Source organism: Sphingobacterium sp. UME9 (assembly GCF_014170215.1).
GTDB classification, from domain to species: Bacteria; Bacteroidota; Bacteroidia; order Sphingobacteriales; family Sphingobacteriaceae; genus Sphingobacterium; species Sphingobacterium paramultivorum.
In genome coordinates this window covers 106,638-131,297 of the sequence record NZ_LZZP01000013.1, presented here as the reverse complement: position 1 = coordinate 131,297, position 24,660 = coordinate 106,638, and the positions used below count along the sequence as shown (strand labels likewise).

The following is a 24,660-nucleotide window of genomic DNA, read 5'->3' as shown; positions in this document are numbered from 1 at the left end:
GCAAATGTTATTTACTATGATTTTAACTTCGATTTTCTGCTCGACATTGATTTTAGCATTCGTTACATTTTATTTATAGCCATATGTTCTTTATCATTCTACCTCTTCAAGATGTATACTGGGATAGTTCGTTACACAAGCGCTATCGATTCAATACGTATATTATCAACGATAACATTTAGTGTTTTCGTTCTCTTGGTTATAAAATTAGTGATCCAGGCAAACGAGATAGAGCGAAACATCCCAACTGCACTCATTATCTTCTTTGCACTCTTTTCATTTCTTATTTTAACCGTATATAGAACAATTATTAAAATTTTCTTTCTATACACCAAAAAAGTCAACGGATCCAGAAAAAAGACGCTCATCTACGGTGCCGGTGATTTGGGAATTGCTGTAAAAAGAACCTTAGACCATGATGTACGATCCAAAAATGCTATTGTTGGATTCTTAGACGATAATGAGCAAAAAATTAACAAAGTTATTGATGGGACCAAAATTTACTCTTCTCAAAAGTTTAGCCACCTCATCAACACACTAAATATTGAAGAGGTCATCATCGCTTCGCACAACATTCCTTCCGACCGTAAAAATGAAATTACAGATGTTGCGCTCGAAAAAAATGTCAACATATTAACGCTCCCTCCTGTTAAAAAGATCATGAATGGTGATCTTAACCCCAATCAGATCCAAAAAATAAAAATTGAAGATTTACTAGAAAGGGAGCCGATTAAGATTAACGACGACCACATCCTAAGCCAAACGAAAGGCAAAAGGATCTTAGTTACTGGGGCAGCAGGTTCCATAGGTAGTGAGATTGCATCCCAATTGGGGAAATACGAGCCCCAGATGATTATCCTTTGTGACCAAGCGGAGTCCCCGTTACATAATCTCCAACTTGACCTTCAAGATGAATTTCCAAATCAAGTTTATCATACTTATATAGCAGACGTCCGAAGTACAAAAAGGATGCAATTACTTTTTGATACTTTCAAGCCGCATTATGTATATCATGCGGCAGCTTACAAACATGTGCCAATGATGGAAAACCATCCTTTGGAAGCGGTACAGACCAATGTCATGGGTACAAAGAATCTAGCTGATTTAGCCGTGGAATTTCAAGTTGAAAAATTTGTTTTTGTCTCTACCGATAAAGCTGTCAATCCCACGAATATCATGGGAGCGACAAAGCGTATCGCAGAAATCTATGTACAATCGTTAAACAATCATTTGGAAAACTCGTTAGGGGCAACTGTGCACACCAAATTTATCACAACCCGCTTTGGCAATGTCCTAGGCTCCAATGGATCTGTTATCCCTCGATTCAGAGACCAGATTCAAAAAGGTGGCCCTGTAACAGTTACTCATCCAGAAATTACGCGGTATTTTATGACCATTCCCGAAGCATGTCGACTAGTCCTTGAAGCTGGAACAATGGGACAAGGTGGCGAAATTTTTGTATTTGATATGGGTAAATCTGTAAAAATAGTTGAGTTAGCTAAAAAAATGATTCGTCTTTCAGGATTTAAACCGAATGAAGATATTGAAATAAAATTCACTGGATTAAGACCTGGTGAAAAACTATATGAGGAATTACTGAATGATTTAGAGAATACCTTACCGACTCACCACGAAAAAATCATGATCGCCAAAGTCAGAGAAAATAATTATGATATCGTGTGTATGAAAATTGGCGAATTGCAACAGCGTTTAGCGACACAAAACAAAAACGAAGTTGTCTATCAAATGAAAATTATTGTACCTGAATTCAAAAGTAAAAATTCCATCTACGAACAGCTAGACAAGGAAATTGAACTATCGAATGAGTCAGAAAACCAAAGTTAATTCACTTTAAAATTTGCAAAACACTTGCAAATTTGCTCGAAAAGTGTATTTTTGCAATCCATATTTTACTGATTAGTAATGTCTAAAAACACAAATAATACAAATCAAGGTTTCAAACCTTCAAAAGGATCTTTTTTTCAAGATAACCAAAAAAGTGTAGTGTTCATTTTAGGTGGTATCGTTGTATTGATCTTACTTTATTTTGGATATCAAAAGCTTTATCTAGATCCAAGAGCAGAAGAAGCTTCGAACCGTATGTACAAAGCAGAACAGCTTGCTACAATTGATTCTTTACAAAGTAAAGCAATCATGGGTGATGGTGCGTTTCTTGGTTTTAAACAAATTGCGGACGAATATTCCAATACAAAATCTGCCAATATTGCAAACGCCTATTTAGGAGGTTTATATTTGCGTCAAGGTAAATTCGATGAGGCTGCGAAAGCGCTTGAAAAATATGCTCCAACAGGAAGCCAAATTCTAGACCCACTCGTAATTGGTTTAACAGGTGATGCTTTTTCAGAGTTAAAAGACTACAAAAAAGCCGCTGATTACTACAAGCAAGCTTCTGAAAAATCAAGCAACTCGTATACAACTCCACTCTTTTTGAAAAAACTAGGACTTGTATATGAAGCACAAAATGACTATAAAAGTGCAGAGACTGCTTACAAGAAGATTAAAACAGATTTTCCTGAGAGTCAAGAAGCTTCAACAATTGATGGTTTATTGGGTCGTGTACAAGCACATCTATAATAGATAATTATAAAAATATAATAAAAAGAGGCTATTTGATAGCCTCTTTTTTTGTGACCATCTAAAATCACTATCTTTGTTACTATTATGGCAAGTAGCATTAAAAATTTATCCGACTTTTCGCATATCCAGGTTGCGGATGCAAGTCCATTCAAATTTGCAATCGTTGTTGCACAATGGAATGCAGAAATTACAGGTGCATTATTGAATGGTGCAATAAAGGGCTTGGAAGAGCATGGCGCTCAGGAAAGCAATATTCAAGTCATAGAGGTTCCTGGAAGTTTCGAATTAATTTCAGGAGCAGACCTCGCATTCAGAAATCAGAGTTTTGACGCTGTAATCTGTTTAGGCTGCGTCATTCAGGGTGAGACCAGACACTTCGATTTTATCTGCGATGCAGTTGCAAATGGCATTGCCAATGTAGGGCTAAAATACAATAAACCAGCTATTTTTGGTGTATTAACGACTGATAATCTTCAGCAAGCATTGGATCGCGCCGGAGGGAAACATGGTAATAAAGGTGAAGAAGCTGCTATTACAGCAATACAAATGGCCCATATTGCCAAAAAATTCTAGTTTGGTATTAATTTTGCCTACCATTCAATGATGAAAAGTATTGCTGAGCACAGCTTATTACTCAGGTACTTATATTTTGAATAAATCGATTAATAAAATATTTAGTTATCTTATTAATCGATTTTTATTTTTTCACTAGAATAAATTGTTATTGAATTGTCTTGATTGTAGTGTAAATCAGTTATACAACAGTCGGTAGTTTTATAGACAATGACGCAATGATGAAGTTTAACGCTATCAATTTTGATACGAATTACTTGATGATTGTTTCTTTAAAAAATAGGATTATGAAAACATTATCGAATGTACTCTTGGTCGTTATACTGACGTTATTTTGTCAGTTGGATCTAGTGGCACAAGACGATAGTCTAAACAAGCAGATTTGGCAAAGTATCGGTGGCCAGGAAAAATGGGATTCTTTGCAGTTTTTGGCTTTCTCAGCAAAGGGAAATACCATCTCAGACCAGTTGTCAAACGACGAACGAAAGTTCCTGTTCAATAGAACGACTGGAGCATGTCGATTTGATGGCTATAACGGAACGGATCAGGTGACCTACCTGTTTAATTTTAAAAACCCAGGGTCAGACAAACTCTTTATTGGAGGGAATTTATCTGCAGATGGGCCAGAGCTCAAGAAATCAATTAAAAACCAGCTATTTTCGGATCTCAATCTGCTGCTTTTGCCCACCTTGATCGGGCAGAAAAATGTGCAGCTGAAAAGCCAAAAGGAAAGTTTCAGTGCTGGACAGAAATTAACGATAGCAAATATCAGCTCGTCAGGCCCTATCTTTGGTTCAAAGATTGATGGTTTGCTTTATATTGATCAGAATACCGGTGAGATTGTCCGCTACGAATACACAGATAAGGGCGAAAAAAACACCTATGAAGTGAGCAAATATAAGGAGATTGGCGACGGTATACGTTTACCCAGTTTCTTCAATTCCACAAGCAATGACCAAAAGAGTTGTATATTCTCCTCTATTTCATCTTTTGTACAGGTAGAACAGAAAAAATTTACAGAACTATAATATGATTAATTGGATAGAATTAAATACAGAAGAACAGCTACAGGAGCTTTATCAATCTGATAAAGTTGTAGCCATCTTTAAACATAGCACAACTTGTGGTATTAGCAATATGGCTAAGCGTAGTCTTGAACGTATGTCTGCTACTTCAGACCATGATTATGCGATTTATCTTTTAGACCTTTTGCGTTACCGCCCACTATCGAATGAGATTGCCCAACGTTGGCATGTAGAACATCAATCACCCCAAATACTGATTGTTGAAGGAAAAGACAGTCTATATGACGCTTCACATGGTGATATCCAATTTGATGAGATAGAACAATACCTAACGGCAATTTGACATTATAGGCCATAACTGCTATTCAATAAAAAATTTTAGCAAAATTTATCCCAAGCGATCTTCAACATGTATTGTATTGATCACTTGGGATATTTTATGATGATGAAAAAAGCTGAATTGGCTATTTATAAATTTCTACAGTTATTTTACCGTCTTTAGTCACCGTACCCCGATACATGCCGGCGGTATTAAAAGGCATAGCAACATGTCCATTTTTATCCAATGCGATCATGCCGCCATTACCGCCCATTTCACCAATCCGATCGATTACTTGCCGGCTCGCTTGATCAACATGTTCACCTTTATATTCCATTAAAGCTGACACCGAATATGCAGCCACGGTGCGGATATAATATTCACCCCATCCAGTACAGGAAACAGCACAGGTATTATTGTTCGCATACGTTCCAGCACCTATAATTGGCGAATCTCCGACCCGTCCAAACTTCTTGTTTGTCATCCCTCCTGTTGATGTGCCTGCAGCCAGATTACCTGCTTTATCCAAAGCAACACAACCTACAGTACCAAATTTAGCGTCTTTATTGATAATGCCTAAACGTGAACTTTGTTTTTGATCGTGATCTAGTTGTGTTTGAGTACTATCGTCCTTTCTCACTTTCTGCAAAGCTTCCCAACGTGCTTTCGTCCAAAAATAAGAAGGATCTACAATGGCTAATCCCACTTGCTTCGCAAATTCTTCGGCACCTTTACCTACCATCATAACATGCTCAGATTTTTCCATCACAGCCTTGGCTGCTGAGATTGGATTTTTGATTGTTGTCACTCCCGCAACGGCGCCTGCAGCCAAGGATTTACCATCCATGATGGAGGCATCCAGTTCGTTATGTCCTTCATGTGTAAAAACCGCTCCTTTCCCTGCATTAAACAAGGGTGAATCTTCCATAACATGGATAGCAGATTCAACGGCTTCCAAACTGGATTTACCTTCTTGCAACTTTTGATAGCCCATACGAAGCGCTTGCTCCAAGACAATTCTATAAGCTTGCTCCATCGAATCTGTCATATTCTTTTTCAAGATCGTCCCCGCTCCACCATGGATCGCCAAAACAAATTCACCCTCCGTCATGGCTACAGGTTTTTTATATGATTTACAGGAGATTGTCAACAGACTTCCCATAATTATCATGGCGCATATCTTGAGATTATTCATCTTCCTTCTCCCACCATTCTGAAGATTGTAAATCATCTATCTCACGACGGTCTTTTTTCGTAGGGCGCCCTGTACCGCGGTCGCGTTTTAGGACAGGCGCATGAAATACGGATTTAAACCCTACAGTTTCTTCAACAGGTGTTTGATCCTCGTAGAATTGAACAGCAGTCTTGGCGTCAACACGACGTTCCAAAAGACCTGTCACCATCACCACTTTTTTCTCAATTCCCTTTTGGACATGGTATACATCTCCGATCTTAACTTCATAAGAGGGTTTTATATTTTGGCCTTTTAGTTTCACCCGACCTGCCTTACAGGCCTCTGTTGCCAAAGTTCTTGTCTTAAATAAGCGAATTGACCACAAATATTTATCAATTCTCAATTTTTCTGATGTTCCAGCCATAAAACAAAAATAATTATATTTTTAGAATCATTATAACCAAAAGCAATTATGGAAAATTCCTATTAAACTGAGTTCACTTATTAAAACGTCTTTCATCCGTTCGCCGGAAGAGTTTAAGAGCTAATTGCCGACAAGTTATCATCAAATCCATACCAACTCCTCACTGCAAGCGGGTTGGGAAAACAATGTCTGCATAGTGAATGCACCTTAAAAAGGTGGACTCAACGTGGACTCACTGTGCACACACTGTGGTTGGAGTCAGGAGTTGATCATAATTTGGTAGGGTGTTGTTATCAGGAAAGTCTATTGCAAGGAACAATGGATAAAGTTGTTTTTAAGTCCAACTTTATCTAAGTTTGTACATCAAAATAAACTAATTCAAATAAGAAAATAAATAATATGGTAGAGCCACTTAAAAAACTGATTGAGGAAGCTTGGGAAGATAGGCAATTATTAGAATATAAAGAATATACAGAAGCCATCCGCGCTGTTATCATGAAATTAGATAGCGGTGAAATCCGCGTCGCTGAAATGATCGGTACAAGATGGCACGTCAATGACTGGATTAAGAAAGCTGTTATTTTATATTTTCCAATCAATGATATGCGCGAAATGACTGCAGGTCCTTTTGTGTTTCATGATAAAATGAAATTAAAGACAGACTACAAGCACACTGGAGTACGTGTTGTACCAGGGGCTTCTGCTCGTTTAGGTGCATATTTGGCTAAAGGAGTGATTATGATGCCTTCTTACGTTAACATCGGTGCTTATGTAGACGAAGGTACCATGGTGGATACTTGGGCAACTGTTGGATCTTGTGCACAAATTGGTAAACATGTCCATTTAAGTGGCGGCGTCGGAATTGGTGGCGTATTAGAGCCCGTACAAGCAGCTCCAGTTATTATTGAGGACAATGTTTTCATAGGTTCAAGAGCGATTGTAGTAGAAGGTATTCGTGTAGAAAAAGAGGCTGTATTGGGTGCTAATGTCGTATTGACAGCGTCAACAAAAATTATCGACGTTACGGGACCTCAACCAGTAGAATATAAAGGTTATGTACCTGCCCGCTCTGTTGTTATCCCAGGTTCTTACACCAAAAAATTTGCGGCAGGGGAATATCAAGTTCCTTGCGCTTTGATCATTGGTCAACGTAAAGAGTCTACAGACAAAAAGACTTCATTAAATGATGCACTACGTGATCATAATGTAGCTGTATAAAGTTAAAACTAGTATAAAGATAAGATGAGTGCATTCGTAGATCGTGAGGATTTGAATAAGGCCTTGGAGACATTAAAAAACGGCGGATTAATTCTATACCCCACCGACACCATTTGGGGGATAGGTTGTGATGCCACCAATCCAGAAGCCGTGGAGAAAGTTTTCCAACTGAAAGGAAGAGATAAATCCAAAAGTCTGATCGTCCTATTACACAACGACAATCAATTAGCGAGTTATGTAAATGAAATCCCGGATGTGGCTTATCAACTTATTGAATACACCGAAAAACCCTTGACAATTGTCTATTCGAATGCCAAAAATCTTGCGCCCAATGCGATTGCTGAGGACGGTTCAATTGGCATTCGAATTGTCAAGCACCCTTTTTGTGAACAACTTTTACAACGGTTTCGCAAACCGATAATTTCAACTTCGGCAAATATCAGTGGTGAACCCACGGCGAAAGATTTTGACGAAATATCTGATGCCATCAAAGATGGGGTAGACTATATTGTCGCCTATGACAGAGACGTAACAACAGATGGGAAATCATCTACTGTTATGAAGCTGGACCCAAGTGGTAAATTTGAATTTATTAGAAAATAGCATGAAAAAGATCGTTTTATTTTTTGCATTAGCATTTGCTGTTACCAATTTATCTTTCGCACAGCAAAAGGATATTCCAGCAGCCAAACCAGGCGTAAAATATGGCAAAGAAATCTCTGCGTCCAATGCGATTTCAGTGGCAAAGCTTGAAAAAGAACTCACGCAAAAGAATGCCTTCAATGGAAAGATATCGGGCAAAGTTGTTGAAGTGTGTAAGAAAAAAGGTTGTTTCATGACCTTGCAACGGGAAGGCGAAGAGCCTATTACCGTCCGTTTTAAAGACTATGGTTTCTTCATGCCAGCAGACATTGTCGGCAAAACAGTTGTCGTCGAGGGTATCGCAAAGAAAAAGGAAGTTTCTGTAGCATCGTTACAACATGCGGCAAAGGATCTTGGTAAATCACAGTCTGAAATAGACCAGATTACACAAGCTAAAAAAGATATTAGCATTATTGCTGACGGTGTTTTGGTTGTCAAATAAGACGCTCTCACACCAAGCCTAGCATTGTTCTGATGAAAAGATTCCACACTTCAGCCTGTCATTCTATACTGGTCGATGGTACCTTAATGACCTTCGAAAAGCCTATTATTATGGGGATACTCAATGTGACTCCAGATTCTTTTTATGACGGTGGCGACAATACAACCGTAGCACTTGCGGTAGAGAAAGCAAAGAAGCTATTGCTTGAAGGTGCTCAAATTCTTGATATTGGCGCATATTCCTCACGTCCGGGCGCTCCATTAATTTCATCACAGGAGGAAATGGATCGAGCTATTCCCGCTATTCGAGCAATTAAAACTGTATTTCCTGACGCTATTTTATCAATAGATACCTTTAGGGCAGACGTTGCTGCTGCTGCCATCGATGCGGGAGTGCACATCATAAATGATGTTTCGGGAGGTACACTCGATGATAACATGTTCGCCACGGTAGCAAAATATCAAGTTCCTTATATTCTCATGCATATGCGCGGTATTCCCGAAAATATGCAGGAAAAAACAGATTATACAGATATTGTAACTGACGTAGCCACCTTTTTAGGTGACCGCATTGCGACGCTAAGAAGTATGGGGGTGAAAGACATTATTCTCGATCCGGGCTTTGGTTTTGCAAAGACAGTCGAACAGAACTATGAGTTGCTCTATCGTGTCAATGAACTTCACTACTTCGAATTACCAATTTTGGGCGGAATATCCCGTAAATCCATGATCTATAAAAAAATCGGAATCACCGCCCAAGAAGCTTTAAATGGCACCACCGCTTTAAATACCTTACTTCTCGAAAGAGGCGTACAAATTCTCCGCGTACATGATGTAAAAGAAGCGAAACAATTGGTTGATCTCTTCTATTCATAAATCAGCATTATTTGCCTACAAATTTGGGATCACTTAATGTTTTAATAAAAGCTATGATAGCTTCCTTTTCTTCTTCTTCCATAGGAATTCTTTTGCCATTTTCTTTAAGAATCGGATCTAGGTTAGCTGCATCCAAAACACCCTTATCAAAATAATCCAGAACAGATTTTAACGTTGGGAACTGCCCAAAACTTCCATAAGGCGCTGTGTATTCGGCATTTCTTAAAGAAGGTACCCGAAAAGCCATATAGTCCGTTTCAATACCTGTGATACGTGCTCGCCCGGCCTCATCGGGATGCTTATTTAAAGGAAACCCTACATTTCTAAAACTCTGATCGGTAAATAATTCTGTTGCATGGCAGCTTTCACATTTCAACTTAAACAGCTGATACCCCCGTTCTTCCTCAATCGTGAATTGCTCCCCTTCACCTCGTTTTACCTGATCATATTTACTGTCGGCCGAAATTAAGGTATACTCATACTGTGCAATGCTTTTATAAATTCGCTCAGGTGTAATATTCTCATCGCCAAAAGCCTTCTTGAACAATCTTTTATAATCAAAATCGCCATTGATTTTACCAATGACCTCCAGGATAGATGAGTTCATCTCCTCATGCGTGATAATTGGCACTAAAGGTTGCTTTTCCAGTTCGAGTATATTGCCATCCCAATTATAAAATTTCATAAAAGCCAAATTCTGCAAAGGTGGAGTGTTCCGAAATCCGACACGATTATCTATACCCACTGCCTGCATTTTTCCATCGGAAAAAGCCAATGAGGGATTATGGCAACTGGCACATGATATCGTATTATTTCCACTGAATCTTTTTTCATGAAATAGTTTTTCACCCAATTCAACACCATACTTTGTTGGCTTATTGCTATTAAATGCATTATTCAGACTCGGAAAATCCGCAGGAATATTGAACGTGACTGTGGGGTTGGCTTCCGGCGTAGATTCAACGATATCATCCCTACTACAGGATAAAGCAATCAGTATAACTGTCAGGATTAAGATGACTTTTTTCATCCTTTTATTTTTATCAATGGTTGATGAATATTCAGAATGCACACTTGAAAGTCATGGTGCAATCAGACGGCGTTCTTTTGTTTATGCATAACGTATTTTCAGCAAATGGCTACAATCTCATTCAAGATCATAGCCATTTACGTAAAATTTAGTTAGAAACACGCTCAACAGTGAACATCCCAGCTGTATCACTGCTGCCGTTACCGCCAAGATTATCAACAAATTTGACCATTTCGACTGCCGAATGAATACTAGGCACAGCGTTGTTAGCGCCCAATGTGATGGTATTCGTTTTCCCGCTTAAGAGCTTATCGAAATCCGCCCTGATATTAATCTGTGGTACACTTTTTCCAACAGTAACTAAGGACGGTAAATTCAACGTAATATCCCGATAAGCATCTACCCCCTGTTTATAAGTGGATTCATCACCATTTGTTCCGTTGATCGTACTTCCTGTGTGAATAGACAACTCTTTATGATCAGCACCATAAAAGCCTTCCAATTTCGTAAATCGGTAACCTGTTCCCCATTCCCAGTGCATTTTGGTGTCATTAGCCCCTGCTGTTGCATAGAAAACTGGGAATCTCAGTTGATCCAACGTATTTATTTCCTGTTTTACCCCCAAACCGAATTTGATCTGTTTATAATCTCCAACAGGTATATTACTCAGTACATAATTTAAAGTTGCCGCTTTCGCCTGATCAATTACTGCAGCCCCTTTATCCAGATCATTTACATTATAAGGGATTTCAGATCCATCGGCTTTAATAAGCCTGATATTGCTAATTACATACTTCAGCTCAGAAAACTGATGCAGTTGCCCACTGGCTGATGTATTTGTTGTGGCAGCTGGTGAATCTGCATTACCCAGCACAATTGTTGTATTTTTAAATGTATTGTTGAAATGTAAGTTAACACTGTTGGCGACATCTTCACTTTTGCTACAAGAAACCATAACCAAAGAAATCATCAGGAGTTTAATTGCATTGTTTTTCATTTTATTCTAAGTTTTAAGGTATTTAAAAATTGATTTTTAAGGATGTAAAAATATTCCTACCCATGCGTGGTATATTTCCCCAATCTGCATAGGTACTATAGTATTCATTGAAGAGGTTCTCCGCACCGACTTGAAACACGGCATTTAATTTTCCAATAGTGAAGGTATAGTCTGCCGAAACATTCCATATCTTATAGGATGCAGTTTGGTCCTCTCCGTATTCAGGGCTAAAATTGACCTGGCTAAAGTCCCCGTTCATTGAAGTTTGCACACCGATCATTTTGTATCGATAATGCAATGATGTTTGATAACTTAAGGGACGTATAAAAGGCAGGTTTCCGCCCATATTGTCTTGCCCTCTGGCATAGGTAAGTACGACTTTCCAATCTAGGCTTGGCAAAATTTGATATTGCGCATTGAGTGCCAGGTTAAACAGAGTCGCATGATCTAAAGAGGTATAGCCTTTCACACCTACCGATTGATAATTCATAGGGCTACCCAAACTCAAAATCCGGCCAATAATGTAGTCTTGGATAAAGAAATAATTGGCCTTGGCCCCAATGCTTAACTTTCCGGTCTTAAATCCGGCACTGGCATTGGCTTCATAAGAGACTTCATTTTTTAAATCCGGATTTCCGATATAGTCATAACGATCGAAACTGTTGTAAATGTAATAACCATACGCTTCCGAAACAGAAGGAGCACGATGCCCAAACCCTGTTCCTAGGGAAAAGTCAAACTGACCAATATTTAACTGATAACTAGCATGTAGGCTCGGAAGAATTCTATTTTTCTTCTGTGGAGAACCAGGATGGAAGATCCAATTGAATTCAACGTATTTCGAATAGTTATAGTTCAAACCCAATGAACCTCCAAAGACAAGTCTACTGATATCAGAAAGATCTAACGAGTTATTAATGGCTACACTCGCAAAACGGGTGGTCACCCATGGCCAGCTATAGGCAAACATGGTCTGTTTGGATCGATCCTGCGGATACATGCGCATCTCAGCTATCGAGAGATTATCGTAAGCATTTACCTGTATTTCCGAAGAATAGCGATCTTTCTGCAGATTAATTTTAGATAAAAGACCATAGGTCGTACTCCAGCCTGGCATATCCATATGAACCAAATTTTCCGGACGGGTCGTATCATCCATATAGTGCTCAACTGCATTAAAATAAACTTTGGTGTCCCATACTTTTACCAAGCCCTCTTCAAACAACTGTTTGTATGCAACGGAAGTGATAATCGCTCTGGATAAGGATAAGTCCATTGGCAAAGCCGGGAATCCCACATCTTTTGCACGATCAAAAATAGCATCTACCCGAACAGCAGAAAGCGGACTTGTTTTATAGGCCAAGCCCAACGACGCATTGAATTTATTATATTGCGAATGCCGTACTTCATCGTCATTTCCATCGTAATAATTTCCAGCCTTCCGGAAGGCAATACTTCCATCTGCCACAAATTTGTCACTTGAGTAATATAAATTCCCAAGATTGAAAGTCTGCTTATTATTGAATTCAAAACCTGTCTGATAGGCTCCGCCAATTTTTTTCTGCAAACCAAACGAGGTATTCCTTCTTTTTAGATCTATACTGCCAGCGACCGTAGCACCATGCAGATTACCTTCCTGCCCCGATTTAATATCTATCGCAGCAAGATTATTACTTTCTACATACGAGGTTATCGGGTCCATTTTATCCGTACATGCTCCAAAGACATGCATCCCATCGATCGTAATTGTCGAACGCTCGCTACTCATATTATTGAGCAGGGGTTCCCAAGCATAGGCTCCGCGTTTGATAAAGCTAATATTACTTGCAGAAGCCAAATACTCATCCACGGAGACTGTCATCTTCAGATCGTTTTCAATCCTCTTTTTGGCAGCTGCATTGACTGTAACCTCCTCCAGACGTCTCGTTGTATCGCGGGTAACAGGATTGTTTTGTCCGTGTACGTTCCATCCCAAAGACAACATAAAGAGAATAATACTTATCTTCCTCATAGCCTCTAGAATAGAATATCAATGTATAACTCGCTTTTACGACCTTCTACTCCAGGTGTAAAGTCCTTGGGCACCTCAGTTCCTGCTATCACCCTTCCATTTTGGTTAACCAAAATAAAATTCAATGTCCAGTTTCCTGTCATTGTATAATTCACAACGCCATGGTACAATCCGTCGGCCTGTTGTACCAGGTCTTTATTATTGGGCGAAGAATGGTTGCCCATCGAAGGTTCTGGCATACGCGGATCCAATTGTAAGGTATATCCATTGACTGTCGTATAAGACAATTGTGCCAAGTCCAACTTATAAATCCCGGCGACCAGTTTATTTTCAGAAACAGTTGGTTTCCAAGGAGCAATCAAGGCGATTAAATACTGTTCGCCATCTTTCCCGGTTAAGGTGGTTATGTTACGATTTTTATTTACCTGCGGCTTTACAGTTACTTGTTGTGTAGCGGTGAAGGTCTGACCGCCAATTGTAAAATCGATTTCCAAACTCCAGTTTGCTGCTGCAGAGCTTTCATCTGTAAACACACTGTAACCCGAAAAGTAGCGACCATCCAACGTGTAGTCCATTTCGGACTGGTGCGGACAAACAATTTTCATTCCTTCCACATTGGTTTGGACTGGCAGCAATTTGACTGAGGAAACGGCTACAGGTTCATTATTTTGCTGCTTATTGATTATCACGCGGATATCATTATAACCGCGATACAATACCCCACCTAAGGCCTCAACACGAATACTATACCCTGAAGAAACAAGGCTTGTAACCTCTTTAAACTCTGTATTCTCTGCCACAGTATTTCCCCGCTCTGCCTCATAGTCTGTTTTCTCCTTTGTACAAGCGACTAGGAGAAAAGACATAATCGCGATATAAAAACCCACTTTTTTTATAAATAAATCTCTCATCTATAATTTTTCATTTGTTAGGAAGCTATCCGATTTATTGCGTGAGCACGAGGGCTCATCCAATAAATCAAAATGATATCCTATTGTGACGAACGGATATATTTCATCGTATAGATGCGCTCCATTCAACTTTTAGAGAAATGAAACTATCAATATTGATCTTAAACAGATTATTATCTATTATCAATATTCAGATGATTCGGATCCACACCATGATGTAGCCCAAATAATTAGGAAGGTTTCATTGAAATAAATAGTTATTGAAGAAATAGCTTAACCGAAGATCGATTTTATGGACAAAGCATCACTAAAAGCATTTTCACAGCACAATTATAACGCGAAGGAAATCTTAGCATACCTTGTAATCCATCGTCAGTGATCGACTACTTAATCAAATAAATTTCTAAGTGGATTTAAACCAAAGGGGGGTGAAATATCGTAAAGATGGGATTATAAGAATAATCTTCATTATATACTGGAAGCAGGCGCTCCACAGTATCTTCATAAAGAGCCGTATTTTTAAATGTAAAATCTTGTGTATTATTTATAAAAACAACATCGATAATACGCAATTCAAGATTTTTTTGTTCCTTTTCCTCATGCTCGCGCATTTTCTTCATCAAAATACACTGGCCTCGACAGGCTAGCGCATTATCGTTAAAACGATTGATACATTCGTAACGTGCAATATAATCTCGATTCAATTCGAAGACTGTCCATAGCCATACCGTCGAGAAGCTCTGGAGGAGCATCAAGGGTAATAGAATCCATATAAACAGTCTGGTTTTCATTCGAATATTTTATTCTCAATAGCAGCTTACATCGTTAAGATTACTTCTTTATCTTGTAAACTTACCAAATCGAGCTCATGCTGATTCATCTTGAGTTTGGGCAAATATAACAAATGAATCTTGGAATAAACAAATGCTATTTAAAAGAAAAAGTCCTAGGCAGACTACTACCTAGGACTTATAAAACTCAATTTTAATTATTTTGAAGCAATTGTCAAAACAGCTTTCTTATTGCCGGCGGTCAAATCCAATGTAAAAACATAGGTTTTACCTGCCTCTAAAACTTTACCCGTTTTGATGCCCAGATTGCCTGAATCACGACCATTCTTGCCATCCCCCACAAAGACAATATCATTTGAGGTTGTCACATCTGTACCCCCAAATTCACCTCCCCATCCTTTTTGATGGAAAAATTTGAAGTTGATGTTATCAGAATTTATAGACTCTCCTGCCTTAACAGTTATCTGGTATTTCTTGTTACCTAGTGGAACCAGACAAAGCGCTTTATCCGTGTTCCAGCCCACCTGGTTACTGGATACTTTAGGCTTTCCAATTCCTTCACCAATAATCCACACAGCCCCAGATCCATCATCTTGTAATTTTGCCAAATCATTGCCTGTCATCGCCTCAACCACAAAGTATTTTAAGTTAAAGTCTGCGGTAACACGATATTTCCCTGTCGCTCCTTTAAACGATAGGGTTCCATCGGCCGCTTTGGTAAAGAAATCTGGATCGATCCACCAATCTTGCAGATCCGCAATCCCTTCAAAAGTCGTCGTTTTCCCTTGCGCCAGCTCGATTTCAACTTTAGCATGTTTATCATCCAGTCGACTGAACTGCGATCCATTTAGCAGTACAACAATAAATGGAGATGCCTGAAATGTCAATGTATTAAATTGAATTGGATATACGCCAGAAGTCGAATTTGAAAAAGGAATTTCAGCGGTAGACCCCAAGTTAATAACATTATTGACCCATCCAAAGTTCATCGCATTGCCTTGTGTACCTACTTTTGGTGCTTGAATATAGCCTTTTACCTCAGCTGCAAAATTCTCTTTTGCCGCATATTGGTTGCGCCCTACCTTTTCCATGCGATAGGATTTGGATTCTGTGACTAAAGTCAAATATGGAAAGTCGGGTCTGCTCAGGGTAATATCAAAAGATTGTTCCGTTATTTTTTGGCTAATATTCTGTAAGACAAACTTAAGGGTTGCTTTTCCATCGGGAATATCTTTCAGAAACGGAACATAAATCTTTCCAGCATAGTCTCCATTTTGTTTGGTACGGATAACGGTTTCTGTTACCTTGTCATCTGTAAAATACAATTGTGCTTTAACAGTAGACAGCGCAACTTCACTATCCGACACATGGACCTGAAACTCGAGACTATCCCCAAAATTTGCAGCCGAGATAGGCGATTTCAATTCGATTTTAGGATCCCCTATTTGATAGGTATATTTTTCATCCTTTTTACAGGAACTAACTGCAGTAATAGCAGCAGTTCCCAATAGTATATTGATGAGATATCTTTTCATTTGTTCATAATTTATGCGCTATCAATGTGATAGCGCTTAGGGTTTATCATCCTCCAGTTAATAGGTCCAACGGTAAGAAACAACCGACTTAGCTGGCACATCATAGCTAAAATGATGTTTACCGTCTGCGACGGTAATTTTACGGCTATCTCCTGACTCGTTTAACAGAACAACAGCGTAGGTCCCATCTGTATTTTGAAAGGCTGTATAAACTAGCCCTTCTGCTGTATACCCAGAAGTACCAATCCGCGAGGCTCCTGATTTGACAACCGAAGAAAGATGACCAACAATATAGTAGTGCGAATTGCGCGTTATATTCTTATAATTTGCCTTACTAATATCCACGGCGCCATAACATGTCTGACAGCCACCTTCGCGATTTGGCCCTTTGTCAGTATCAAGCATCAGGTTCCATACTATGACACCCTTACTCCAATTGTTCACTGTACCGAGAGCCACTTCACGCATATCCTCCATCAAACGTTTTTCAAGATTGCGTCCATCATTCCATTCCCCAATGGATGTTTCCGTAAATACCAATTCCTTGTCTGGGCGTTGATTATGAATATCAATAAGTTCAGCTTTATCCCCACCATAATTATGGTACGCCGCTCCGGCGAAGAATGACGCTGCTCCGGCATCGTTATAAATCTTTACTGGGTAATCAGACTGATCGGCAATATTATCATAGTTATAATTATGATCAAATGCATAGATCTTTGTTGATAAGTTAGCCGCTTTTAATTGCGGGCCTAGCGCTTGTTTGACAAAAGCCTGTTGTTCCTGCCATGACATATAAAGCGAAGCGGAATTTTTTCTATTCAATGGTTCATTTTGAACAGTAATCGAATAAATATTAATGCCTTCTTTCTTCATTGCCTGGATCCATTGAACGAAATACCAACCATAGTCTTGATAATATTTTGGATTTAACTGACCACTGGTCCATGAATCAAAGGGCTTTAAATCAGTTAGGTTGTTAACTTTCATCCATTTCGGTGGAGTCCATGGGGAGCCCATGATTTTTATGGATGGATTGATAGCAAGTATTTCTTTAAGCACCGGAATGATATATTGGGTCTCTTCAGACTGCAATCCAAAATTTTCCTTTCCTTCTTTGTCCCAACAGGTATATTCACTCAAAGAGAAGTCGGAACATCCAATAGCAATACGGATATAGTTCATTCCCATTCCATCTTTATCTGAAAACGTCTCTGTAAGGAATTTTGTCCGATCTTCCTTACTCATTTTCATTAAATTATAACATGTTGAGCCTGTGATGGCTGCACCGAAGCCGTCCATCGTCTGGAATTTCTTAGTAGGATCAAGCGTAATTGTATTGGGCGACATATTAAATTTGGAGCTGAAATCAACAAAGCGTTTTCCAAAATCTAAAGACCGACTGCCTGTCGTCGTATAAATGGTAACATCACCACTTTTTTTAATTTCATCACCTTGCGAAGGTGTATAGCTGTCACGGTTACAAGATGTTGCCGTCACTAGACAGGACAACAAGAATGTATATATCATAGTTTTTTTATTATTACGTTTCATCTGTTAATATATTTGTCTCCATCCATCAGATGGGGGATTCCACTTGTTAAATCAATTAATACCCTGGATTCTGAACTAGATTAGGATTCTGATCAATTTTTGGTTGCGGAATCGGTAAACGGTAAGAGTTCTTCGTGAAGGGATACACCTGCGCCTTTCTGCCAGCGTCTTTTGCATAGACCGCATTCATGACAGATTCCACCTTGTCCAAACGCACGAGATCGAACCAGCGTTGTCCTTCGAAGGCTAATTCCAAACGACGTTCTTTCAAATAAGCATCTAATAAAGCATCCTTATTTGAACGTATCGCAGCTGACAATTTTGGTAATTTAACACGTGTGCGAATTTTGTCAATAATGTCTGCTGCGCCGGATAAATCTGTTCCCTGTTGAATTAAAGCTTCTGCCTTGAGCAATAAAAGATCTGCGTAACGAAGCTTGACAATACTATTAAATGCAGACCGCAATTTAAACATGAATGGATAATGATTGGAAGGATAATAGTTGCTCCAAGTAGTGGAATAATAGACGATAGATTGCCCCAAACGAATCTGATCCCCTTCATTCGTATATGCTTGTATCAAATCCCGTGATGGAGTTATCCATTTTGCCCATGTGAAGTTATTATCATAATTGGACAAATCCCTTCCAAACATCCAAGTCGCCCAATTGCCTCCACCTGCAGTGAACTGTGCTTCCAAAATCGATTCTTTCGTATTCCGTTGTGCAAGATCTGTGCTGCTTGCATTCATCGCATATAAATCCGAGTAATTGGTATTCAGATCAAAACCATCCCCAGTCAATGCATCAACAAATTGGATGACTTTAGCATAATCGCGAATCGGTTTTTCGGCATAGATCTTTGCCAGCATAGCTCGCGCTACGGATTTAGTGAATAACGTCTTATTTCCGTTATTGTTGGCAGGTGCATCTGCCAATCCATCCATCAGGTCTTTTTCGATCTGTTTGTAGGCTTCTTCTTCGGTAGCTTGTTTCGGAAAATATTGCGGATAAACTTCATTGACATTATCACCGGTAATATCGGGTGCGATCGTTGTGATGATAGGGATAGATCCAAATATACGGACCATATCAAACATCGCCAATGCTCTGAATAGTTTCGCTTGTGCTTTATAAGTCCTAATTTCTGTATCGCTCACCGATTTATCAGCGACACTATCCACATAAATGATCAATCGATTTGCACGTCCAACATCTTCCAGATATCTTCCCCAATCCCGGTCAACCACAGAATTAGACCCTTCAATAGAATTATTTTCAAAAGGTACAACTTCCGCGCCGGTCGTTCCCGCATAGGAATTATCGGCGTGCGAATCGCCAATCAAGAGCAGGTCGAGATACCAATGTTCCTGCCGATCTTTCATCTGTTGGTAGATCCCCGCCAAGTAAGTTTCAACTTCGGCTTTATTCTTGAAAACGACCTGTGTTCCTGTCTCTGTCTTTCCTTGACTAACATCCGAATAATCTGAAAGTGGATCACGGTTCAAAGAGCAAGAAAATAAAAACAAAGAGCCGGTTAGCAAAGAAAGAGCGTTACTTATATATTTTTTCATGATACAGACAATTAAAACTCAATATTAAGACCTAAAACAAATGAACGATTCTGTGGATAGGTCCCCCAATCAATACCCTGGATTCTGGAATCAGATCCACCGGAATACTGGTTTACTTCGGGATCCATACCTGAATATTTAGTCAAGGTAAACAGATTACTTACAGATAGATAAGGCTGAATTTTATGGATACCAATACGTTTCAGTCTCTCCGGAGAAATGGAATAGCCCAAGGAAACATTTTTCATCCGCAAATAACTACCATCTTCAACAAAATAGGTTGAATTCTTCATGTCAAACCCAGCTTTCGGAACGTTGGTAATCTGTCCCGGTACCCGCCAACGATCCAATACAACGGTCGTTTGATTTCGACCATCATACATCCCCTCTGTTTCCATGCGGCTCGCATTGAAGATGTCATTTCCGTAAGTTCCCTGAATAAATATACTGAGGTCGAAATTTTTCCAGGAGAAGCTGTTTGTCATACCATAGACAAACTTTGGAAGAGGATTACCGATATATGTACGGTCGCTCGATGAAATCTTTCCATCGCCATTCAAGTCGCGGTACATCAGTTCGCCAGTTTCAGGGTTTACACCATCAGAGATATAACCGAAGAACCCTGCAAGTGATCTTCCTGGCTCATTCTTTACGACAAAATCATTGACATAATCGTTTGTCTTTACATCGTAGTACACTTGTTGTAGATCCAGTTGTTTCAGTTTATTTCTGTTAAAAGAAAGATTAAAATCGGTATTCCAAGTCAAGTTTCCGGTCAGATTTTTTGAATTTACTGCGAATTCAAAACCATGGTTATTCAACCGGCCACCGTTTCTTTGGATTGTGGTTGCTTGCTGTCCTGCTGGCAAGCTTGCATTCATTAAAAGATCTTTCGTATCCTTGTTGTAATAATCTGCACTGATGCTGAGTCGATTATTCAACATGGTGATATCAAAACCAATACTTGTTGTGCTTGTCGTCTCCCAAGTCAAATCTTTCGCTCTTAAGATTGTTGGTTTATTGATATTTGGCAATGAATTGTCTTTTCCCTCAACGAACCACTGTTGACGTTGGATCCCACTCAACTGTAGGTACGCATAATCACCTAATCCATATTGATTACCTGTCTGTCCCCATCCGCCACGGATTTTAAAGTCGTTTATCCAGGTTACATCTTTCATAAAGTCTTCAGAAGAGATTCTCCATGCAGCTGAAACCGATGGGAAATACCCCCAGCGACGTTCCGGACTCAACTTCGAAGAACCATCGGCACGCATATTTGCGGTCAATAAATACTTGCCATCATAATTATACATTGCGCGGGCGAAATAGGACATAATCCCCCAGTTGGATGCTGTGGATCCTGTTCTATCCCAAGAGATTTTGTTTGCCGCATTAAGTGTCTCAATGATTCCATTTGCATAGTTTGAACCATAGATATAGCTTCTGGAGTACTTGGAATCTGTCCATGACGAACCGCCCATTACTTCCAAATTATGCTTTCCAAAGCTCTTCGTGTACGTCAAGAAATTGTCCCAAGTCAACACGGTATTTGTATTACGAATATCTGAAGCCTCCCCGAATTGGTTTCTTCCCCAAGCTGTTGTCCAAGGGTCCAAAAAGGTCGTCATCACACCTGATCTTCTATCTAATGAAAACGCAGTTTTCCAAGTTAAATTAGGCATAAAAGAAACCAGTGCACTTCCTGTGGCAACAAGTCGGTTTTCGCGGTTATTATTATTTCTTGTCCGGGCTAGGTTTTCCAAAGGACTGGTGATGTTGTTGATCCCATAGAAATTATTATAGAATCGATCCGGATTGGTTGGATCCCATACAGGCGCGTAGGTTGGTGTTGTAATCACCGATGTAACTACCCCCCCACGATTAGAACCCAATCCTGAGGTAATTCCATTATCATTGTTATCGGAATAATTGATATTCGCATTCACCTTTAGCCATTTTCGGACTTGGTTATCAATATTAGCACGAAAATTATATCGTCTAAAGAAGGATCCTTGTAGTGTTCCTTTTTCGTTCAAATACCCCCCTCCTAAATAATAACGGAGCTTCTCATTGCCATCCGAAACGGATATTTGATGATTTTGTTGAATACCTGTCTTATAGGTTTCTTTAAACCAATCTGTTTGATCCAACAATCCCTCTGGCAGATTTATCATGCCTATTTCATCCTGTAAATCTTTGTATTGACTGGTATTTAAAACTTTAACCGTGTTATTGACAACATTGGCTGTCCACTGTGTTCCCAGTGTAATTTTTGCTTCCCCGGCTTTTCCTGATTTTGTCGTAACCAAGATAACACCGTTCGAACCACGGGAGCCGTAGATCGCTGCCGATGACGCGTCCTTTAGAATTTGAATATCCGTGATATCATTAGGAGACAAGAACTTAATATCTTCCACAGGAACTCCATCAACAACATACAAAGGAGTGGTATTGCTATTAAAAGACGTTATTCCACGAATTTGTATCTGAGGTGCTGCACCTGGTTGACCACTCGGCTGAATAACAGTGACCCCGGCAGCTTTACCTTGAATGGCTTGCCCAAAATTAGTAACGGGTCTCTTTTCTAAGTCTTTGGTGGAAACTGAAGAGATTGCAGTCGTGACATCTTTTCTTTTCACGCTACCATAACCGATTACAATGACATCCTCCAGCAAATTGGTTGAGGAATTTAATTGGACAATCATGGTACTGTTGGCAGGTAGTTCTTTACTGTCGTAGCCAACAAAAGTAAATTGGAGTATACTGCCCGTGCTAGCTGAAATTTGAAAACGCCCATCTCCGTTACTGGAGACTGCGTTATTACTTCCTTTTTGTGTAATGGTTACTCCAGAAAGTGGTTTCTGATCTTGGGCATCCAAGACACGTCCACTAACTTGAATTCGGTCTTGGGCAAACACCAAATTCACCAAAGTAAACAAGAAAGCTAACCCCATTGAAAAGGCAACTTTTCGTGTAAAGTAAATCATATGAAATAAAAAAATTGGTTATTGTTTAATCTTTTGGTTATTCCAAAATGGCAATGAGTTTCCCCTGCTTCATTGCTCAAAACAAAACTAAGATCAGCTTGACGGAGAAAAAAGAGCTAGTACTTAAAAAGTACCGAAGAAAAAACATAAATAACTAAAAACAAGATGACTATAAAAAATACACATCCTTAAAAAGTACCTAAAGGAGCGTACAATTGTCTTTAACATAGCTAATTTTCGGGTATTACAGCACATTTTATGCCCGGTCGATCACCGCAATCTGACATACAGCGGCCTCGAAAGCATCGCGATTTCCCGCGGCTTTATTACGTACTTTTGTTCTGTAATTATAAACCGTCCGAAGCGAGTATCGCAGGAAACTTGCAATCTTCACAGAATCATCAATCCCTAATCGAATCAATGCGAAAATCCGAAGCTCGGTATTTAACAATTCTGTCTTTTTGGGATAGATCTTCTCCTCCTCCTGAAGTAGTGCATTGAATTCATCAACAAAGGTTGGATATAGATTTAAAAAGATACGATCAAAATTAACATAAAGTTGCTGCACTTCCCTTTCTTCCATTTGCGTTGACTTTAACTGTTCCCGCAGCGCATCCCATTGCTGATTCGTCGCTTTTTTCAGTAATGCCTTTCTGATATCTTCCATTTTATCGATGTAACTCGAGCACATGTCAAAGAATTGGGCGATATATTCTTCTTTAATATGGTTGGATTCCGACAATTTAAGGTTAGTCTGATTAATTTCGTTATTCAATGAGCGAAGCTGCTGATTTGTGGCAGACAATTCTGATCGTATTCGCCGCAAATGTTGTACCTGTCTATAGATAACAACAAGTCCAATAATGACACCGATCAATAAAATACTAACGATAATGACCAGTCCAACCAATTGTCGATTTTGACTACTGATTTTCTGCTGATAGGCTGCATTGATAATGGGATAAGAAGAGGTCCCCTCAATAATGCGATACCGTACTTTACATAACATCGCATCGTCTATGGCTTTTTCAATAAACTGAAAAGCCCGATCAAAATCCTGTTGATCGTAATACGTTAGCGCCAGATCATGAAAAGATGCGTTATCACGATTTGCCATTTCAATATCTGCACTGGCCGATATTGAAAGGTAGTAAATTTGGCTTTTCGTATCCTTTTCATATTTATAAATGAGCCCCATAAAATAGGCGATCAGCGCGCGTTGCTCAATATCCTTTTTATTCTCATTCCAAAGGACCAACAACTGCTTTTTAGCGTCCTCACGATTACCATTAAAAAGTGTTTTTATCGCAATGGTGGTACGATACTCCAAGGAAGACTTCGGTAGTACCGTTAACAATGAATCACGATATTTTTCACTTGCCTGGTAATATTCTGGTCGATTATTGCTCTGACCGTAATGACTATAGAACGAGCTGTAGGTATCGTAATACTTGGCAAGAAGCTCCCTACCTAGATGAGCGGGATCGACTTGCTTCAACAATTGTGAAGCTTCTATATACCGTCCGATGGTGGAATACACCCAGGCCAAATCGAGATGAATCACTGCCTGTAGGGAGTCATTATGCGGTGGAGCGAGCTTTTGACACAGTAAAATATAAGTAAGCGCTGCGTCAGAATCAAACTTCTTATAATTTTCAAAGATTTCGTAGTTCTTCTTCAAAAATTGAGCGGGATTGCCTTCTAATGCTTTTGCCTCCTGTTTTAATTTCTCCAATTTATCTTCACGGTTCTTGATGTAAATTTTCTGATTTTCCATCAGATATTCCAATCGTTGCAAAACCCGGGTGCTATCGGAAGCCACTTGTGCAGATAGGTAAAGACTAAAATGTGCGAAAAGAATAAAAAGAAAAATGCGCTGCGACATAATAAAATCGGTTCAAGATAGTGTAGACTAAACTACATAAAAATAACAACAAAAAAGAGGACGTCTCACGACGGCCTCTTCCCCTGACCCAGT

21 protein-coding genes are annotated in these 24,660 nt (G+C 39.3%); 9 read left to right on the top strand and 12 right to left on the bottom strand.

All coding sequences use genetic code 11. The features are described from left to right. The first annotated feature begins 111 nt into the window (after nucleotides 1–111). From A9970_RS19550 to ytxJ, 5 genes are all read left to right on the top strand, one after another. Nucleotides 112–1,845: a polysaccharide biosynthesis protein gene (locus A9970_RS19550; protein WP_409079954.1), complete on the top strand. Its 1,734-nt coding sequence runs from the start codon at nucleotides 112–114 to the stop codon at nucleotides 1,843–1,845. 78 nt (nucleotides 1,846–1,923) lie between these two features. Then, nucleotides 1,924–2,595 carry a tetratricopeptide repeat protein gene (locus A9970_RS19545; protein ID WP_088159993.1) on the top strand — a complete coding sequence of 224 codons (672 nt, stop codon included), beginning with the start codon at nucleotides 1,924–1,926 and terminating at the stop codon, nucleotides 2,593–2,595. A gap of 87 nt (nucleotides 2,596–2,682) precedes the next feature. Next, nucleotides 2,683–3,171, top strand: coding sequence for a 6,7-dimethyl-8-ribityllumazine synthase (gene ribH / locus A9970_RS19540; RefSeq protein ID WP_182983422.1), 489 nt, complete (start codon nucleotides 2,683–2,685; stop codon nucleotides 3,169–3,171). 287 nt (nucleotides 3,172–3,458) lie between these two features. Continuing rightward, complete coding sequence (locus A9970_RS19535; RefSeq protein ID WP_182983421.1) at nucleotides 3,459–4,199, top strand: hypothetical protein; 741 nt, start codon at nucleotides 3,459–3,461, stop codon at nucleotides 4,197–4,199. Nucleotide 4,200: 1 nt separating this feature from the next. Beyond that, the gene (gene ytxJ / locus A9970_RS19530; protein ID WP_220801664.1) at nucleotides 4,201–4,539 is read left to right on the top strand and encodes a bacillithiol system redox-active protein YtxJ; all 339 of its coding nucleotides are present in this window, start codon (nucleotides 4,201–4,203) and stop codon (nucleotides 4,537–4,539) included. Nucleotides 4,540–4,660: 121 nt separating this feature from the next. Here ytxJ and A9970_RS19525 read toward each other — a convergent pair whose 3' ends face one another. Further along, nucleotides 4,661–5,710, bottom strand: coding sequence for an isoaspartyl peptidase/L-asparaginase family protein (locus A9970_RS19525; RefSeq protein ID WP_182984287.1), 1,050 nt, complete (start codon nucleotides 5,708–5,710; stop codon nucleotides 4,661–4,663). After that, on the bottom strand, nucleotides 5,703–6,113 hold the full coding sequence (locus A9970_RS19520; protein ID WP_088159990.1) for an RNA-binding S4 domain-containing protein: 411 nt from the start codon (nucleotides 6,111–6,113) through the stop codon (nucleotides 5,703–5,705). Before A9970_RS19520 ends, A9970_RS19525 begins: the two co-directional genes overlap by 8 nt. Nucleotides 6,114–6,512: 399 nt before the next feature. Here A9970_RS19520 and A9970_RS19515 point away from each other — a divergent pair, with 399 nt between their 5' ends. The 4 genes from A9970_RS19515 to folP are packed head-to-tail and all read left to right on the top strand — an operon-like array spanning nucleotide 6,513 to nucleotide 9,290. Next, the gene (locus A9970_RS19515; protein WP_075990775.1) at nucleotides 6,513–7,331 is read left to right on the top strand and encodes a 2,3,4,5-tetrahydropyridine-2,6-dicarboxylate N-succinyltransferase; all 819 of its coding nucleotides are present in this window, start codon (nucleotides 6,513–6,515) and stop codon (nucleotides 7,329–7,331) included. A 24-nt stretch (nucleotides 7,332–7,355) separates the two neighbouring features. Beyond that, on the top strand, nucleotides 7,356–7,934 hold the full coding sequence (locus A9970_RS19510; protein ID WP_153844849.1) for an L-threonylcarbamoyladenylate synthase: 579 nt from the start codon (nucleotides 7,356–7,358) through the stop codon (nucleotides 7,932–7,934). A 1-nt stretch (nucleotide 7,935) separates the two neighbouring features. Beyond that, nucleotides 7,936–8,415, top strand: coding sequence for a DUF4920 domain-containing protein (locus tag A9970_RS19505; protein WP_182983420.1), 480 nt, complete (start codon nucleotides 7,936–7,938; stop codon nucleotides 8,413–8,415). A gap of 32 nt (nucleotides 8,416–8,447) precedes the next feature. Beyond that, nucleotides 8,448–9,290: a dihydropteroate synthase gene (gene folP / locus A9970_RS19500; protein ID WP_182983419.1), complete on the top strand. Its 843-nt coding sequence runs from the start codon at nucleotides 8,448–8,450 to the stop codon at nucleotides 9,288–9,290. A gap of 7 nt (nucleotides 9,291–9,297) precedes the next feature. Here the strand turns inward: folP and A9970_RS19495 are convergent, their stop codons facing one another. From A9970_RS19495 to A9970_RS19450, 10 genes are all read right to left on the bottom strand, one after another. Then, nucleotides 9,298–10,320, bottom strand: coding sequence for a cytochrome-c peroxidase (locus A9970_RS19495; protein WP_182983418.1), 1,023 nt, complete (start codon nucleotides 10,318–10,320; stop codon nucleotides 9,298–9,300). A gap of 148 nt (nucleotides 10,321–10,468) precedes the next feature. Next, on the bottom strand, nucleotides 10,469–11,317 hold the full coding sequence (locus A9970_RS19490; protein ID WP_182983417.1) for an MbnP family protein: 849 nt from the start codon (nucleotides 11,315–11,317) through the stop codon (nucleotides 10,469–10,471). A 22-nt stretch (nucleotides 11,318–11,339) separates the two neighbouring features. Then, a complete protein-coding gene (locus tag A9970_RS19485; protein ID WP_182983416.1) occupies nucleotides 11,340–13,328 on the bottom strand; it encodes a TonB-dependent siderophore receptor in 1,989 nt (662 codons plus the stop codon). A gap of 5 nt (nucleotides 13,329–13,333) precedes the next feature. Further along, nucleotides 13,334–14,239 carry a hypothetical protein gene (locus A9970_RS19480; RefSeq protein WP_220801663.1) on the bottom strand — a complete coding sequence of 302 codons (906 nt, stop codon included), beginning with the start codon at nucleotides 14,237–14,239 and terminating at the stop codon, nucleotides 13,334–13,336. A gap of 413 nt (nucleotides 14,240–14,652) precedes the next feature. Further along, the gene (locus A9970_RS19475) at nucleotides 14,653–15,030 is read right to left on the bottom strand and encodes a hypothetical protein (RefSeq protein WP_153844843.1); all 378 of its coding nucleotides are present in this window, start codon (nucleotides 15,028–15,030) and stop codon (nucleotides 14,653–14,655) included. A 197-nt stretch (nucleotides 15,031–15,227) separates the two neighbouring features. Then, nucleotides 15,228–16,565, bottom strand: coding sequence for a DUF5125 domain-containing protein (locus A9970_RS19470; protein ID WP_182983415.1), 1,338 nt, complete (start codon nucleotides 16,563–16,565; stop codon nucleotides 15,228–15,230). Between the two features lie 57 nt (nucleotides 16,566–16,622). After that, nucleotides 16,623–18,095 (bottom strand): glycoside hydrolase family 30 beta sandwich domain-containing protein, encoded by a 1,473-nt coding sequence (locus A9970_RS19465; RefSeq protein WP_228280082.1) that lies wholly within the window; start codon nucleotides 18,093–18,095, stop codon nucleotides 16,623–16,625. 79 nt (nucleotides 18,096–18,174) lie between these two features. Next, nucleotides 18,175–19,692: a RagB/SusD family nutrient uptake outer membrane protein gene (locus A9970_RS19460; protein WP_182983414.1), complete on the bottom strand. Its 1,518-nt coding sequence runs from the start codon at nucleotides 19,690–19,692 to the stop codon at nucleotides 18,175–18,177. Between the two features lie 11 nt (nucleotides 19,693–19,703). Next, nucleotides 19,704–22,649, bottom strand: coding sequence for a TonB-dependent receptor (locus A9970_RS19455; RefSeq protein WP_259655443.1), 2,946 nt, complete (start codon nucleotides 22,647–22,649; stop codon nucleotides 19,704–19,706). 289 nt (nucleotides 22,650–22,938) lie between these two features. Beyond that, the gene (locus A9970_RS19450; RefSeq protein WP_182983412.1) at nucleotides 22,939–24,567 is read right to left on the bottom strand and encodes a DUF6377 domain-containing protein; all 1,629 of its coding nucleotides are present in this window, start codon (nucleotides 24,565–24,567) and stop codon (nucleotides 22,939–22,941) included. Nucleotides 24,568–24,660 lie beyond the last annotated feature (93 nt).